This is a genomic window from Micromonospora sp. NBRC 107095, from assembly GCF_030269705.1.
Taxonomy (GTDB): Bacteria; Actinomycetota; Actinomycetes; order Mycobacteriales; family Micromonosporaceae; genus Micromonospora; species Micromonospora parva.
Map to the genome: position 1 here is coordinate 507,409 of NZ_BSTU01000003.1, position 16,068 is coordinate 523,476.

Annotated in this window: 16 protein-coding genes; 1 reads left to right on the plus strand and 15 read right to left on the minus strand. The window is 72.1% G+C overall.

Annotated elements, in window-relative coordinates; all coding sequences use genetic code 11:
* Nucleotides 1-28: 28 nt before the first annotated feature.
* From QSK15_RS19150 to lxmK, 15 genes are all read right to left on the minus strand, one after another.
* Nucleotides 29-883, minus strand: coding sequence for an ABC transporter permease (locus QSK15_RS19150; protein WP_285795517.1), 855 nt, complete (start codon nt 881-883; stop codon nt 29-31).
* Nucleotides 880-1,803, minus strand: a complete 924-nt coding sequence (locus QSK15_RS19155; RefSeq protein ID WP_285795518.1) for an ABC transporter ATP-binding protein — start codon at nt 1,801-1,803, stop codon at nt 880-882. Before QSK15_RS19155 ends, QSK15_RS19150 begins: the two co-directional genes overlap by 4 nt.
* Nucleotides 1,800-2,951: a nucleotide disphospho-sugar-binding domain-containing protein gene (locus QSK15_RS19160; protein ID WP_285795519.1), complete on the minus strand. Its 1,152-nt coding sequence runs from the start codon at nt 2,949-2,951 to the stop codon at nt 1,800-1,802. Before QSK15_RS19160 ends, QSK15_RS19155 begins: the two co-directional genes overlap by 4 nt.
* 53 nt (nt 2,952-3,004) lie before the next feature.
* Nucleotides 3,005-3,316 (minus strand): transcriptional regulator, encoded by a 312-nt coding sequence (locus tag QSK15_RS19165; protein ID WP_030330380.1) that lies wholly within the window; start codon nt 3,314-3,316, stop codon nt 3,005-3,007.
* Nucleotides 3,313-3,789 carry a hypothetical protein gene (locus QSK15_RS19170; protein ID WP_285795520.1) on the minus strand — a complete coding sequence of 159 codons (477 nt, stop codon included), beginning with the start codon at nt 3,787-3,789 and terminating at the stop codon, nt 3,313-3,315. The genes QSK15_RS19165 and QSK15_RS19170 overlap by 4 nt, the downstream gene beginning before the upstream one ends.
* 10 nt (nt 3,790-3,799) lie before the next feature.
* Nucleotides 3,800-6,391, minus strand: a complete 2,592-nt coding sequence (locus tag QSK15_RS19175; RefSeq protein ID WP_285795521.1) for a M16 family metallopeptidase — start codon at nt 6,389-6,391, stop codon at nt 3,800-3,802.
* Nucleotides 6,392-6,400: 9 nt separating this feature from the next.
* Entirely contained in the window at nt 6,401-7,297 is an 897-nt protein-coding gene (locus QSK15_RS19180) for an aminoglycoside phosphotransferase/kinase family protein (RefSeq protein ID WP_285795522.1), read from the minus strand.
* Nucleotides 7,294-7,929: a flavoprotein gene (locus QSK15_RS19185; protein ID WP_285795523.1), complete on the minus strand. Its 636-nt coding sequence runs from the start codon at nt 7,927-7,929 to the stop codon at nt 7,294-7,296. The genes QSK15_RS19180 and QSK15_RS19185 overlap by 4 nt, the downstream gene beginning before the upstream one ends.
* Complete coding sequence (locus QSK15_RS19190; protein WP_285795524.1) at nt 7,926-8,891, minus strand: LLM class flavin-dependent oxidoreductase; 966 nt, start codon at nt 8,889-8,891, stop codon at nt 7,926-7,928. The genes QSK15_RS19185 and QSK15_RS19190 overlap by 4 nt, the downstream gene beginning before the upstream one ends.
* Entirely contained in the window at nt 8,888-10,657 is a 1,770-nt protein-coding gene (locus tag QSK15_RS19195) for an ABC transporter ATP-binding protein (protein WP_285795525.1), read from the minus strand. Before QSK15_RS19195 ends, QSK15_RS19190 begins: the two co-directional genes overlap by 4 nt.
* Nucleotides 10,658-10,681: 24 nt before the next feature.
* On the minus strand, nt 10,682-11,698 hold the full coding sequence (locus tag QSK15_RS19200; protein WP_285795526.1) for a methyltransferase: 1,017 nt from the start codon (nt 11,696-11,698) through the stop codon (nt 10,682-10,684).
* Between the two features lie 85 nt (nt 11,699-11,783).
* Complete coding sequence (locus tag QSK15_RS19205) at nt 11,784-11,972, minus strand: LxmA leader domain family RiPP (protein ID WP_030330388.1); 189 nt, start codon at nt 11,970-11,972, stop codon at nt 11,784-11,786.
* Nucleotides 11,973-12,043: 71 nt separating this feature from the next.
* A complete protein-coding gene (locus QSK15_RS19210; RefSeq protein ID WP_030330389.1) occupies nt 12,044-12,226 on the minus strand; it encodes a hypothetical protein in 183 nt (60 codons plus the stop codon).
* Between the two features lie 102 nt (nt 12,227-12,328).
* Nucleotides 12,329-13,192 (minus strand): T3SS effector HopA1 family protein, encoded by an 864-nt coding sequence (locus QSK15_RS19215; RefSeq protein WP_285795527.1) that lies wholly within the window; start codon nt 13,190-13,192, stop codon nt 12,329-12,331.
* Nucleotides 13,193-13,285: 93 nt separating this feature from the next.
* A complete protein-coding gene (lxmK, locus tag QSK15_RS19220; protein WP_030330391.1) occupies nt 13,286-14,368 on the minus strand; it encodes a class V lanthionine synthetase subunit LxmK in 1,083 nt (360 codons plus the stop codon).
* A gap of 539 nt (nt 14,369-14,907) precedes the next feature.
* Here lxmK and QSK15_RS19225 point away from each other — a divergent pair.
* Entirely contained in the window at nt 14,908-16,068 is a 1,161-nt protein-coding gene (locus tag QSK15_RS19225; protein ID WP_285795528.1) for a class I SAM-dependent methyltransferase, read from the plus strand.

The window sequence follows — 16,068 nt, forward strand, 5'->3', positions numbered from 1 at the left end:
ACGTCGAACAGCTACGGGTGGATCGGGGTCAGGCGGCGCGGCGGCTCAGGGCGCGGTCGCGGCGGGCGGCCATCGTGGAACCGGACTCGCGGCGGGCCATCAGGCGCAGCACCACCGGCGCGGCCAGCATGCCCAGCACCGCCCAGCCGCCGAGCACCGCCACGGTCTCCCAGTGCCGCCATGACTCGCCGATCTCGGCGGCCAGGGCGCTCTCCGGCAGCAGCGCGGACCGGGCCGCCAACCCCAGCCAGTACAGGGGGAACACCTGCGCGACGACCTGCATCCAGGTGGGGAAACCGGCGATCGGGTGGAAGATGCCGGAGATGGTGGCGAGGGCGAAGACCGGCAGCATGATCAGACCGATGCTGCGCGGGCTCTCGATCAGCGAGCCGAAGACCGCGCCGAGGGGCAGCATCGCCAGCAGGCCCAGCGGCAGCAGCCAGAGCAGGGTGAGCCACCGCCCGGCCTCGCCGAGGTGCAGACCGTCGACGAGCAGCGCGCCGGTGCCGAGCACCGCGACCCAGGCGACCAGGACCATGCCGGCGACCAGCAGCACCTTGCCGATCAGGTACGACACCATCCCGTGCGGCAGCGCCTTGAGTCGCAGCAGCGTGCCGTCCTCGCGTTCGACGACGAGCTGCTGCGCCAGGTTGAGCAGGCCGTTGAAGCCGATGCACATGCTGAGCAGGCTGGGCAGGACGAAGGCCGCCACCGACACGTCGGTGCCGGCGAGCATGTTGTCGCGCAGGAAGTAGATCGGTGCCAGCAGGCCGATCAGCCACACCAGGTTGCTGCCGAGATCCTGGCCGTTGCTGAGCACCTGGCGCAGCTCGGTGCCGCCACGACCCAGGCCCTGCCGTACGGCGTTGCCCGTCACGTTCATCGCTTCGCCTCCTCGCCCGCCACCATGGACAGGTAGATCTCCTCCAGACCGGCCCGGTGCACCTGCAGGTCGTCGACCTCCGCGCCATCCTGGATCAGCTGGCGCACGAAGGCGGAGACATCGGCGGTACGGGCGCGGTGCGCCCGGCCGCCGCTGGTCCAGGTCACCTCGGCCTCCCCGCCGAACTCGCGGGCCAGCTCGGCGACGGTCCCCCGGGCGGCGATCCGACCGCCGGCCAGGATCAGCACCTGGTCGGCCAGCTTCTCGGCCTCGTGCAGGTCGTGGGTGGTCAGCAGGATCGTCATCCGGGCGTCGGCCAGGGTTCGGAGCAACTCGTGGAACTCCTGCCGAGCCTGTGGGTCGAAGCCGACGGTGGGCTCGTCCAGGAAGAGAACCTCGGGCCGGCCGACGATGCCGACGGCGATGTCGAGGCGGCGGCGCTGCCCACCGGAGAGCGCGGCGATCGGCTTGTCGGCCTGCTCGGTCAGCCCGACGGCGGCCAGCAGCTCGTCGACATCCCACGGCCGCGTCACGCCGTCAGTCGCGTACGGCCGGTAGAAGGAGCCGAAGTGGGACAGCAGCTCCCGGACCCGCCACTTGCCGTGGTCACGCCAGGACTGCAGGACGATGCCGAGCCGGGCCCGCCACGCCTCGTCGCCACGAGCGGGGTCGACGCCGAGCACGCTGACCTCACCGGCGGACCGGAGCCGGAAGCCCTCCAGGATCTCGATGGTGGTGCTCTTGCCGGCGCCGTTGGGCCCGAGCAGGGCGACGATCTGGCCGCGGGTGATGGTGAAGTCGATGCCCCGCAGCACCTGCTGGGTGCCGTAGCTCATCCGCAGCCCGCGCACCCGCACCACGGGCGGCGGCTCCGCGGGGGCGGTCCGGACCGGGTCCGGTGCGGTGGCTGTGGTCGTCATGCCGCGCGTCCTTTCTCGACAGGGGTCGCCCCGGCCAGGGGCAGGTGCAGTTCGATGTGGTCGGCGGCGGCGCGGGCACCACCGGCGGCGGCGATCTCGGCCCGCAGGTCGTCGAGCCGTACCCGGGTCTCGGGGCTGGTCGTGACGGCCCGCACCGCGTCGCGCACGGCTTCTGCGTCGAAGGCCCGGGGCGGGACGACCCGGCCGACGCCCAGGGCCTCGACGCGGGCGGCGGTCACGAACTGCTCGACGCCCTGCGGGACCACCACCAGCGGCACGCCCTGGGTGAGCCCTTCGAGGACGCTTCCGGTGCCGCCGGCGGTCACGAAGACGCCGGCCTGTTCCAGCACCCGTACCTGCGGCACCCAGCGGTGCACCTCGACGCCGGCCGGCAGGTCGCCCAGCGCGGCCGGATCGACTGTGGTGCCGGTGGCGATCACCACGTGCCAGCCGTCGCCGGCCAGCGCCGCCGCGCAGTCGGCGAAGACACCGGGCCGGGTGTTGTACGTGGTGCCGAGCGAGACCAGGGCCACCGGGCGGCCCGGCGGGGCGGTCCAGTCACCGTCGGTGCGTCGACGCCACGGCACGGGGCCGACGAAGACGTACGCGTCGTCCACCTGCGCGGCGTTGACCTGCAACGATCGCGGCATCGCCACCACGCACGGCTTGACGTCGGGGGCGACCCGCACCGGGGCGCCGATCTGCTCCTCGCTGCCGGAGTAGAAGACGTGGGTCGGTGAGAACTGCACCTCCGGCACCCGCCAGTGCCTTGCCAGCAGCGGGGCGTGGGCGGTGACCGTGTCGTACACGATCAGGTCCGGGCGGTCGCCCTGGTACGCCGCCGCGACCTGCGGCAGCGCGACGTCGCGTTCGCGGGCGAAGACCGTGGCGGCCTGCCGGCCGTCGTCGTCGGTGGCGAGCCATCCGCGCCCGGGGGCGTCGGGCGACGGGAACGTCGAGGTGTACGGCACCAGGGTGGCGCCCGCCTCCTCGACCAGCGCACCGAAGGCGGGTGCGGTGGCGAAGGTGACGCGGTGCCCCCGGCCGACGAGCTCCGCCACCACGCCGAGCATGGGGTTCACGTGCCCGTGCAGCGGCACGGACATGAAGGCGATGTGGGCCCCGGGCGGCGAGTGGGTCGGCGTCACTGTTGTTTCCCCCTCTTCCAGGTTGGCCGCCGCCGGTGCGAACGATCAGGTCGCTACGGACGGGGGCGGTCGTCGGTCACCACGCTGTCGGCGACTCGGCGAAGCTCGGCCATGTGCGCGGTGAAGACAGTTCTACCGAGCGGTGTGAGCGCGACCCAAGCGTGGATTCGAGAATTGAATGACTCCTTGCGCACTGTCACGTAACCGGCTTCCTGCAACACTTTGAGCTGCTTGCTGAGCACCGAGTCGCTGACCGCCAGGGCGTCGCGGATGGTCGAGAACGACAGTGACTCGACCCGGCTGAGCATGGCGCAGATCTGCAGTCGGTTGAGCGGGTGAATGACCTCGTCGAAGCCGGACCTCATGCCCGCCGACCCAGGTCGCGTACGAGCGCCGCGTCGATGCGACGGCCGGCGACGATCGTGATGACGAGCATGACGACACCGCAGGCCGCCATGCTGCCGCGCAGGTCGGCACCCCATTCGAGGGCGAGCCCGAGCACGATCAGCACGGGCAGCGCCGCACCGGCGCGGACGCTGATCCGGCGGGCGCCGGGGGTCGCGTGGTAGCGGTCCAGTGAGATGCCGGTGACGTGGTTGGCCGCGAGGTTGAACAGCAGCGGCCCGACCAGCAGACCGATGATCACGCCGTACGGGATCCACGCCCAGCCGATGGAGACTGCCGCGAACGCCCACAGCAGTGACAGGCCGATACCCAGGTGGTACCACCAGGGCGCGACGGCCCGGTCGGCGATGATCTCGCGGCCACCGGCGACCTGGACCAGTGCCTGGCGAGCTTCCTGCGGGCCTATCCGGTTCATGATTCCTCCTGTTTCCATAATGGAAAGTCTAGGCTCGACTTTCCACAGCGGCAAGTCGATCCGTCGAGAAGTCGGCCGGCGGATCACCCAGCACGACGGTGTGGCTCAGCGCGCCGAAGAGGTCCCGGGCGGCGGCGGACACGTCCACGGGTCGAGGCGTACGCAGCAGGTCGGGCCGTCGCACCACCCAGTCCAGTCCGCGCCCCGAGGCCGTGGTGTGCCGCAGCGCGTCCGCCAACCCCGCCGGTGAGTCGAAGGCCGACAGCAACTGCGCCGAGCAGTACCGGCGCACGGCCGCCAACTCCTCCTGCGACGGCGGCTCGGCGATCAGCGCGGCAACCTCCGCACGGACCCCCGCCACCGCCTCGCCGATCCGGTCCCGCGGCACTGCCAGCCGCACGGACGCCCGCCGGTACCCGGCCAGCACGTCGCGGCGCGCCACCATGACATCGGCGTGACCCAGGCGACGACACCGCTCGGCCAGCCTCGCGGTGGTGTGCCCGCCCAGAAGGGCGGTGGTCAGATACCGGGCGGGCTCCGCCGACCCGACCTCGGGCTCCCGCCCGGAGAGCGTGAGGTGGACGGTGTCGCCGGCCGCCTCACGCAGGAGCAGCAGCTGCGGTCCGGGATCGTCCGGTGCCGGTCGGGCAGCGGGCCCGGCAGGCCAGCCGCCCAGGACGTCGGCCACCGGGGCGAGGAGCGCCTCGGCGTCGGCGGCGCCGACGACGACCAGCGTGGCGTGCTGCGGACGGAACACCCGCCGGTGCAGCGCGGTCGGGGCGGCCGGTGCCTGCCCGGTCTGACCGGCCCAGTGCCGGCGCAGCGCCTCGTCCATCCGCTGCTGCGGGGCGACCGGTGCCGGCCGGGCCGGCGGTAGCGGTCGCCACTCGGGCAGCGGCCCGGGAACCAGCACGTCGGCCACCACGCGCAGCAACGCCGGCAACTGCGCTACCGGTGCCCAGGCAGACACGTCGGCCCACTGGCCGTCCTGCGTCAGCTGCAACTCACCGCCGATGCCGGCGACCCGCCGGCCCGCGTCGGTGTGCGCGCCGAGGACCCGCAGCAGCTCGGCGGCCCGCCGCGGATCACGCCAGCCGTCCGGCCCGAGGGGTAGCCGCAGCCGCAGCTCCACCAGTTCGGCCCGGCGATCGGGGATCGCGATGACCCGCAGACCGTTGCCGAGGCTGATCTCCCGCGCCCCGGCCAGCGTGGGCGGGACGGGTGCGCCCAGCTCGGGCATCTGGCGGGGTCCGCCAGGGCTGGAACCGAGTTCGGCGGCGGTGCGTCGGGCCCGGCCCGGACGCCGGTCCAGCGCGTCGCCCGCTGCGGAGTCCGGCCGCCGGGTGGGCCGGTCCTCCCCGTGCGGGCCGGCGACGAGCAGCGCGCTCGGCGCGGCGGCCAGCGCCGCGGCGGCCCGGGACACCCGCTCAGCCGGGGTGTCCGCGATCAGGCGGGGCAGGTCGTCGACCAGTTCCGCCCGGCCGAACAGCAGCTCGAAGCGGCCCATCGCGCGGCAGCGCTCCTCCAGCCGGGCATGCCGGCGGCGGTGCTGCCCGGCCAGTTCGGCAACCGCCCGTCGCACACCGGCCCCGGCCCGCGCCGGATCGCCGAGGCCTGACCACTCGGCCGCCAGGTCGCCGACGAAGCCGTCCGGCGTCACGTCGTCCGGCAGCACGGCGGTCACCACGAAGGCATCCGGTGCCAGCGCGTCCAGCGGCCCGAAGAAGCCGCAGCCGGCGCTGGCGCGTACGCCGGCCCGCGGCGGCCGCCACCGGGTGGTCATCCAGCCCAGCACCATGCACGCCAGGTAGTCCGGCAACTCCCGCTGGGGATCAGGCAGTCGGTAGCCGAGTGCCAGCGCGGTCCGCACCGCGTCGGGGACCCGCTGACGGACCTGACGGTCGAAATCCGGCGGTGGCTCGGCGATCCACGGCGGCGGGTCCGCCGGCCGGGCGGGCACGCCCGCGAAGTGCCGCTCCACCAACGGCCACACCGCCGCCGCCGGGTGCGGGGTCACGATCGTGAGAACCGCGTTGGCGGGTACGTAGTGCGCGTCGAAGAAGGCGGCGCAGTCGTCCACCGTCAACGTCCGCAGCCTGGCCACGTCGCCGTACCCGTCGTGGGCGTTGGCGAACGACCGGAACATCACCTCGGGCAGGCCCGGCCACGGCAGCTTGCCGTACAGCCGACTGTCCCGCATGCTCTCGATCTCGCGGCCCACCTCGACGAGTTGGCTGGCCAGCTCGGCGTCGGTGAACCGCGGCGCGCGCATCCGGTCCGCCTCCCGGAACAGCGCCTGTTCCAGCGCCGCGGCCGGCACCACCTGGAAGTAGTCGGTGTAGTCGGCGTGCGTGGTGCCGTTGGCCGTACCGCCGAGCGGGTGCAGGTCGTCGTAGAACCGCCCACCCGGCAGGCTCTCGCTGCCCCGGAACATCAGGTGCTCGACGAGGTGGGCGATCCCCTCGCTACCCGGCGACTCGGCCCGGAAGCCGGTGCCGTAGTGGACGCTCACCGCGCACCGGGGGGTCGGCCAGTCGGGCAGGAGCACCACGCGCAGGCCGTTCGGCAGCGTGCGCCGGTGCAGCGGATGAGCGGGCCGTGACCCAGCCGGGACAGTCATGGGTTTTCCTCAGGAGGACAGCAGGTGCCGGGCGAACCCGGTGTATTTGTCGAAGACCTTCGGCTCCCAGCCGACGTAGCTGATGTAGTCGTGCACGTGCAGCAGCACCCGGAACGCGACGGTCTCGCGCCACCGGTCGTCGAGTTCGCGGGCGTAACCGTCGAGCAACGCGTTGATCAACAGTTGCCACGCCGGCCGGTCGCCGCCGAGGTACCACTGCAACTCGACCAGCTCACCGAGGACCCAGCCGAGGTCGTAGTACCAGGGCGCGGCGCACACGTCCTCGCCGATGAGGGCGTCGGCGCACTCCAGCTCCCCCTCCGCCGGAATGAGCGAGCCCAGACCGGGCGCACCGTGGCACAGGACGCGCTCGTCGTCGGCGGCGAGCTGGGCGGTGTGCTCCCGCACCCGGGCCAGGGCCGCGCCGCCGAGCCGGGAGCGCAACAGGGATTCGGCGTACGCGCCGCGCGGGTGCGGCGAGCGCCCGTCGAGCCAGCGGGTGAACCGGATCAGCCCGCGCGGCGCTCCCCCCGCCGCGACACCCGGCGGGAGCGGTTGCGCGTGCAGCTCGCGCAGCGCCTGGCCGAGCCCGTGCAACAGCGACTCCAGCGCCGGCTCGGGACCGTTGCCCAACAGGACGGCGGCCACCGAGGTCGCGCCCCGTACCCGGTAGGTGCGGGCGTCGCCGTCGGGCTCACCCACGACCCAGTGCACCGGTGTCGCGGCCGGTCGGGCGGTGCCGAGCCGGCGCGGTACGGTGCCGGCCGGCACGAACGGCGCGGGCGCCAGCGGCCCGGGGGCGCGCCGCCACCGGTACCCACCGGCGGGTTCGGGGCGTACGGCGGTGACCAGCAGACCGGTGCCGAAGTCCCGGCCGTCCGGCGCGGTCAGTGTGGCGGTGGTCATCGGGTCGCTCCCCCGGTCAGGACCGGCACGTCCACCTCGGCCAGCTCGCGACGACGGGCCTCCAGCCTGCGCAGCGCCTCCGGCAGTGGCGGACTCACCCAGCCGTCGTCGCGGCCGGTGGTGAGGCTGCGTGCGGGAAACGGCGGGATCAGGGCCACGTTGCGCCGCTCGGCCAGCGTCGCCCAGTGCCGCTGGAACGCCGGGCTGTCCAGGCCACCGGGCGGCAGCGCGGGTGACAGGCCGACCGGCGCGGAGGTGCACTGCATCGCCAGCAGCGCCGGGCTGTCGGCGAGCCCGAGGGCGAGCCGGGCGACGAAGTGGAACGTCGCCGGGTAGACCAGCATGGCGTCCGCCCACTCGACGTGCTCGACGTGCCGGGCCCGCTCGCAGTCCTCCCAGGTGTCGACGAGCACCTCGTGGTCGGTTCGCAGGCTCAGCGCCTGTCGGGTCACGAACCGCAGGGCGCTGGGGGTGGCGACCACTGCCACGTCCAACCGGGGGTAGGTCTCCCGGAGCCAGTTCAGCCAGGTCGGCACGTTGCTGGCCGCGGCCGAGCCGGTGACCACCAGCAGCAGCCGGCTCAGCTCCAGCTCCGGTGTCTCCAGGAACTCCAGCGGTGGCCCGGCACTCATCGCGCCACGTTCCCGAGGATGGTCTCCAGCTCGCGCAGCGTGGTCTTGGCCCCGTAGGTCACGCAGACGCCGGCCAGGTTGAACGCCACCTCGTCGGCGCCCGCGGCACTGAACTCCTTGATGCCCTGCGTCAGCTCCTCCTGGTCGCCGTAGAGGAAGGCGCCACCCTCGACGAGGGCCCGACCGCTGGCCCGCGGGTCGTCGGCCATGTCCACGTCGATGCCCGAGCGGCTCAGCATGTCGATGTAGTGCGGCAGGCGCATGTGCCCGGAGTTGCTGTTCAGGGCGAGGTCGACCGGGTCGCGGTCGGGCGTGCGCAGCGCCATCGGCACGATCGCGACCACGCGCGGCATCGGCCGCCCGGCCCGCTCCGCACCCCGGCGCAGCGCGGGCACCACGGTGTCCCGCAGGTACGAGGCCGGCGTCAGCCAGGTGATCGCCACGTCCGCGACCTCACCCGCCAGCTCCGCCATCCGGGGCCGCAGCACGCCCAGCCCGATCTCGATGGCCGGGCGGGGGAACGTGCCCAGCTCCATGCCGCAGGAGAAGAACTCGCCCTGGTGGTTGACCCTGCCGGTCTCCAACAGGGAGCGGACGATCGTCACGTACTCGCGGACCGCGCCGAGCTGGCTGCGGTACGGGGCACCGAGCGTGCCGCGCTGCAACGACGCGCCACCGGGGCCGAAGCCGGCCACCACGCGGTGTCCGGTGGCCACCGCCAGGGTCTGGGCGCGCAGCGCGGCGTCGTACGGGTGCAGGAACGGCATGAGGTTGACCGAGGTGCCCACCGGGACCCGGAAACCGCTTGCCGCGGCGTACGAGAAGCTGACGTGGGTGTCGCCGACGTTGCCCTGCCCCTGCCAGAGGCAGGATGCCTCGCTCCACTGGGTGAGCGCGGCGAACGGCAGCAGTTGCTCGGGGCGGCGCGGCGCGAACGGCATCATGATCGAGTAGTGCGTCATGCCAGGGCTCCTGTTCCGACCAGCATCTGGCCACGGACCAGATCGGTGTAGTTCGAGCAGTTGCGCAGAAGCTCGTCGTGCGGTCCCTGACCGACGACCTCGCCCGCCTGGAGGATGACCACGTGGTCGGCGTGCTGGATCGTGGAGATCCGGTGCGCCACCACCAGCACGGCGCGGGTGGCGGCCAGGTCGTCGACCAGGTCACGGAGCTTCTGCTCGTTGATGCTGTCCAGGTGCGACGACGGTTCGTCGAGGAGCACCAGTGGGGCGTCGGTCAGCATGGCCCGGGCGATGGCGAGCCGCTGACGCTGACCGCCGGAGAGATCCACGTCGCCGGCCAGGACGGTGTCCAGGCCCTGCGGCTTGCGGCGGATCTCGTCGGCCAGGCCGACGCGGTGCAGCACCGCGTACAGCTCCCCGTCGGAGAAGGCCGCGTCGCCCCGGCCCAGGGTGAGGTTGCGGCGCACGGTGTCCTGCACCGAGCTGGCCGCCTGGTCCACGTAGGCCACCTGGGCGCGCAGGTCGGCGAGTGGCCAGTTGCGGGTGTCCCGGCCCTGCACACGGATGCTGCCCGCTGTGACGTCGGCGAAGCGCTGGATCAGCTCCACCGCTGTGGTCTTCCCCGCTCCGGAGAGGCCGACGATGGCGGTCAGCCCTCGGGCCGGCACCTCGAAGGAGACGTCCCGCAGGACCGGCGTGCTGCCGTAGCTGAAGTCGACGTGGTCGAACTGCACCGCCGGAACCGGACCGGCCGGGGCGGCGACCGGCTGCGCGGTCTCGCCGCCGGACTCCTGGGGCTTCTCGAAGAGGCCGGTGAAGCGTTCCCGGGCGACGGTGCCCATCTTCAGTGCCGTGACACCTGCCGCGATCATCATGAACGGGCCGGTGAGCTGGAGCAGGTAGAGCAGGAACGCCACGAAGTCGGCCAGCGACAGGGTGCCGGCGACCAACCGCGCGCCGCCCCCGGTGATCACCGCGACCAGTGCGATCTGCTGGCCCAGGTTGACCACCGGGGTCATCAGGGCCTCCATCCGGGCGGCGTCGATCTCGCGGCGGGCGACGGCCTCGGCGTGGGTGGCCAGGTCCGCGCTCACCGACTCCTCGGCCCGGTACGCCTTGATCACCTTGACGGCGTCGACGGCCGCGACGAACCGCTGGGCCAGCAGGCCGGTGGACTCCTGCACCGCGACGTAGCTGCGCCGCAGCCGTTTGACCACCAGGGTGATCAGGCCGCCGGCGACAGCGAACGCGCCCACCGTCACGGCCAGCAGAAGCCAGTCCAGGAACCCCATGATCACCAACGTGCCGATGGCGGTGAGCCCGGCGATCGGGAGCTGGATCGGGCCGACGTCGATCAGCTTCTTGACCCGCGAGGTGTCAGCGGTGATCCGGGTGACCAGGTTGCCGCTGCCCTCGCGTCGTACCTCGGCGAGCGGCAGACGCAGCGCGTGGCCCATGGTGCGGACCCGCAGCCGGCAGATCATCCGCTGGCCCAGCCGGGAGAGCAGGAAGGTGGCGAGCGTGTTGGCCAGCGCCGCGCCGAGCCCGAAGACGATCAGCCAGACCGTCCACCGGTCGGCGGCGCCGTCGCCCAGCGTGGCGATGAGCCGACCGACCGCCCAGGGCAGCGCCAGGGTGCCGGCGGTGGACGCCAGGGCGAGCAGGCCGATCAGCAGCATCGTGCCCGGGTGCCCGGTGGCCAGGTCGCGCAGGATGCGCAGCGGCCGGTCCGCTTGTTGCCGCGCCTCCGGCGGATGGTGTCGCATGGGATTCTCCGTTCGGCAGCTGTGCTAGTGGGCGGTGAACTCGATCAGGGTCCGGACCGCCGTCGCGGGGCCGCGCCAGGAGACCTGGAGGCCGGCCTCGGCGCCGAGCCGCTCGATGTCCTCGGCCGTCCGCGTGGGCGCCGGCATCATCGACCGCAGCTGAAGTTCCGAGCCGGGGCCGGAGACCGGCATGGCGATGTCGGCGACCAGCACCCGGCCGGTGGCCCCGGCCGCCTCCCGGCAGCGCTTCAGGATCAGGACCGCCTCGTCGTCGGACCAGTCCGCGAGGATGGCGGAGAGCAGGTACACGTCCTTGCCGGGCGGCAGCGGGTCGAAGAAGCTGCCCTGCACCGCCGTCACCCGGTCCGCGACGTCGCTGCGCGCGAAGCGTCGACCGGCCTCCGCCGACACGTTCCGCAGGTCGAGCAGGGTGCCGTGCAGGTGCGGGTGGGCCCGGGCCAGGGCCATGGTCAGGCTGCCGAGGTGACCGCCGACATCCATGAAACTGTCGACGCCGCTCCAGTCGTACTCGGAAATGATCTTTCCGGCGTCCCAGCGGAGCACCTGCTTGTCGAGCTCGTCGGCGGCCTCGCCCTGCTCGCGCCACTCGGCGACGAAGGCCGGGTCGGTGTTCACCGCGTCCCAGTACTCCCGGCCGAACTCGGCGGCGTAACCCGGCCGGCCGGTGCGCACCGTGTGGTCGAGGCGCAGCAGGCTCAGCGTGATGCTGCCGATCATGCCGTCGTTGCGCAGGACCTGACGCACGCTCTGCGGATGGTCGGAGCGCAGCGGGTCGCCCAGCGGGGTCAGTGCGTACTCCCCCTCGGGGCCGCTCTCCAGGATCTTGATCTCGACCAGGTAGCGCAGCAGCGTCCCGGTCACGTCGGGGGCGCTGCCGGCGCGGTGGGCGATCTCGGCAGCGGTGGTGGCGCCGGCCGCGATGTGGTCCGCGATGCCGAGCGTCGCGGCCGCGCGGACGGCGGCCGGGACCAGAAGGTCGGTCATGGTCAACAGTTGCTGGAAGGACGGGATCTCAGTCATCGCGGTGCACCTCGCTAGGGGTCGACAGGGTCCGAGCGGCGGGCCGGCGGGGTTCCGGCCCGCCGCTCCGGACCTGGTACTCGTTTCAGCAGCCGTCGTCGATGGTCTTCGAGACCACCTGGCCGCTCATCCAGCTGACGCCGGCGCTGACGATGGCGCAGCCGGGAGTCGTGGCGGGAGCGTCCGAGACGGCCGAGAGGTCGATGTCCTCGGCGGTGCTGTAGGTCTCGTAGCCCGCCAGCAGCTCCTCGATGTTGTTCGCCTTCTCCTGCATGTACCTCTCCTCTGTGTGCGTGGTGTTACCTGACGTCCGCGCGACCGCGGACGGGATCGGGGAAGAGCTGGTCAGCAGGTCGCCTCGTAGGTGGCGGCGGTGAGGAAGCTGACCGCGGCGCTCGCGCAGTACCAGGTGGTCGCCGGGGCGTCCGCGACGGCGGAGACACCCAGGTCGTCGTCCGCCTCGAGGTAGGTCTCGTAGCTGGACACGAGCTCCATGATGTTGTCGCTCTTGGTGATGTCCGTGTTCACTTCTCTCTCCTTCGGGGAAGCACTGAGCTCCAAACTGGGAACGCCCCTGTTGACCCTCCCAGCAAGCGAGCTCAGGTCTTGGCGATGTGTTGTCGGTCGGTTTCAGACGGTGGTGTTGCGGGCCGGGTTGGTCGGGTCGATGCCGGCCTCCCGGAAGCGCGAGACGATCAGCGAGTCGACCCGCTGGAGGTCGTCGGCGGCCTCCACCAGTGCCGCGGCCAGGACGGTGGCGCGGTGCTGGCCGAAGCTCAGCCCCTGCCGGCCGGACCTGCCGTCGACCGGCTCCCAGGCCGTGCCGACGCCGGGGGCGATCCGCTCGACGAACACCGACGTCTCGGGGCCGGTGCCGCGCAGACCTTGGGCCAGCTCCGCCAGGTCGGCGGCGACGTGCTTCCAGTCGCTGCCCAGGTAGACCACGATCGCGTCGCGTCGGGGATAGAGCTCCCGGGCGGAGAGCACCTTCGCCCGGTACGGCACCTGGCGCTCCTCGAGGAACGTGAGCACCTCGCGCCAGGCCTCGACCGCGTGATCCACGTCGAGGACGTTGAGGTAGACCCGCAGCACGCCCCGGGAGGTGTCCCGTTGCCGGGAACCGTCGACAAGGAAGAAGCCCGGTGACAGCGCGGCCCGCCACGGCGGCACGGCCAACCGCACCGGCTCGCCCGGGGCGTACCCGGTCGTGGTGATCGCTTCGACCGGCGCCCAGATCCGCAGGCCCTCACGTTCGACGAGGATCCGTCCGCGTCCGGCGGCGTCGCGCTGGACGGTGGACCGGACGACCGCCCCGACCTGGATCTGCCGGTGTGGCACGGCCGCGGTGAGGCGTTCCTCGAGTGCGTCCTCCCGCAACCGGGTCGGCACCTTGCCGTCCGGCTGGCCGGAGTGCAGCACGTTGTAGATCGATTCGGCGAGCAACCGGCGAAGCTCGCGGGGGAAGTCGGCGACGACCTCGCGACCACCGATCACGGCCGTGGTCCGGTCCGGGGAGACCCCGGATCTGACGGACCGCGTCCCGGATCGCGGGGGCCAGTTCCCCGGCCAGTGGTTCAGCCTGCAACGTCATCGGGCACCTCCAAAGCCGAGGGTGGTGGCGAACTTCTCGGGGTTGACCAGCGCGGCGCGGCCGACGCCGGCGGCGGCGCGCTGGATGGCGGACAGCCGCGACGAGGACAGGGCGCCAGCGACCAGCCGGTCCAGCAGGTGCCAGCCGGCGAAGGCGGTCGCGCGGACCGCGAGGCCCGCATCGATGTCCGGCCGGACGTCCGTGTACGCCCGCCAGAACTCGTGCACCAGCGGCAGCAGTCGGCGCATCTTCTCGACGCCGCGTTGCAGGACCAGCTCGTGGGTGAACTCGGTGTCGACGAACGCCTCGTCGCCCCGGTTGGTGACCAGGTCGAGCACCGACCGGTAGACCCACTCCCCGGCGAACGCGCCGACGTCACGGGCCGGGTCGGCCAGTCGGAACTCCTCCCAGTCGGTGAGGAACAACCCGTCCTCGGCGACCAGGAACTGGTCCACCCGCAGGTCGCAGTGCGAGGGAACGCGGGGAGCGTCCCGTTCGGCGTCGCGCAGGCGCTGCACCGCGGCGATCAGCTCGGGGTCGTTCTGCAACAACCGCCAGGCCTCGATCTCGCCGGCACTCGACTTGAGGAACACCGAGAGCGGCAGGCCCTGCAGGAACGTGACCGGCGGGAACCCGGGTGGCGACTCGTCGAGGCGCAGACCCTCCGGTGGCGGGGTCGCGTGCAGGTGGCCGATCGCCCGGCCGACCTGCTGCGCGTGGGCCAGGCTGAAGGTCTCGTCGACCATCAGCGCGGCACCGTTCACCGCATCGTTGATTCGTTCGAAAACGACGATCCGGTGGTCGGGGTGACTGCCGATGAATTGCGGCCAGTGCACATTCTCGAAATTGGCTTTCGCGGCGTAAGCCTCGAAGTCGAGCAGCCTGCGCATTCTGTTCTTGGTGTCCTCGACCTGCCCGGTGAGACGCTTGACGAAAACGTCCCGGCCACTTTCGGTGACTCCCGACCAGGCGTCGTTACGGCCGATCGGAGCAGAGACGGTGTCCCGTACGAACGGGCCGACACCCAGCTCCACCAGCACTTCGTCAACCTCGGGGACCGAGTCCAAGTCGATCGGCATCACGTGTTTCGTGACCACCGTCGCCACCTCCAACAATTCTCGGACGGGCACGCCAAGGCGCAGCCAACGTTCAGTTGAATATTCCGGCGAGGGCGCCGGACCCGGTCTTCCGCCTGCCTTCCGACTGTCTTTCTGTCGTACCGGCGAGCGGCGTGGTTGAAGATAATCACGACCGGGTAGGACCCGGCAAGGCGTCGATGTCGGGCCGTATTAAATTCGTTTCTACGGGCCGCGGCATTTTGTCCGATGTACCGGTTGGCCGATCCGAACGCGACGGCCGGGAAGCCGGCGAAACCCCAGGTCAGCGCGGATCGACGGGGGTTCACACCTGGAATTTCCCGGGTTCCAACTTTCGCAACTGGACAACCCACTGGCCCAGCGGCGGCGAGGCCGCCGCAGCGTCCCGCCGGGATGTGCCAAAGTGGCTGGTCAGGGTCTGTCCGGCGGTCCGCGCGACAGTGGCGCTACACCGGTCGCCGGGTCTGGCGGGGCCTTCCACGTACCCCCGAAACAGTGCGGCAGACATTTATGATCTTCCGATGCAGACGACTGTGGACCGGGCGGGAATCGGCAGACTCATCTCCGCGGCCGGAGGCGGCGCCGACGGCATCACCGCGGTGATCGACGACCTCGGGGTGGACGCCGTCGCCGCCACCGTGGTCGGCGAGCTGCTGCACCGGGCAGACGTTCCGGCGGGTCCCGACGTCGCCGTCCAGGTGGGGCTGCGGCACGGCGACGCGACGATCCGGTACGGGCTCCAGGTCGGGTCGGCGGGGGTCGCGCACCTCCCCGACGGGGCGGGTGAGCCCGTCGGGACGCCCGACGCGTCGCTGACCCAGGACCTCACCGAGGTGGTCAGAAGCCTGTTCGGGCCGCGCGGTGCGCAGTCCAGCGCGAGCCGGGTGGTCCGCTGGGGGCACCTGGAGGACCCGTCGGCGTTCGACCGCCCACTGCCCGCCTACGACGTGGTGCGACGAGTCGTGGACGCGCTGGACCGGCCGTACGACGTCGGCCTGGCCGAACTCTGCGTCCGCTACGGCTCCGACAAGTGGGGCCACCACACCTACCCCCGCCGGTACGAGCAGCACTTCGGCCCGCTGCGCGACCAGCCGCTGACCATCCTGGAGATCGGGGTGGGCGGGTTCGGCGACCAGCACCGCGGCGGGGCGTCACTGGAGGTCTGGCGGCGCTACTTTCCCCGGGCGCTCGTCTACGGGCTCGACATCGTCGACAAGTCGCACCTCAGCGGCCAGCGGGTCACCGTGTTGCAGGGCGACCAGTCATCCCCCGCCGACCTGGCCCGGGTGGTGGAGGTGATGGGCAGGCCGGACATCGTCATCGACGACGGCAGCCACGTCAGCGCCCACCTGCTCGCCTCGTTCGCGGCCCTCTTCCCCGTCCTGCGCCACGGCGGCCTGTACGTCATGGAGGACCTGCAGACGTCGTACTGGCCGACCTTCGGCGGTCGGGCCGGAACCTACGACGACCCGGCGACGAGCCTCGGGTTCCTCAAGACGCTCGTCGACGGCCTGCACCACGAGGAGATCGTCGGACGGACTCCCGCCTTCACCGACCCGGACATCGGGGGCGTGCACTTCTACCACAACCTGGCGTTCGTCGAGAAGGAGCGCAACCTGGACGGCGGAGCGCCGTCCTGGATTCCCCGGGGGGTGCGGCAGCGCGCCGGCGTGCCGGACTGA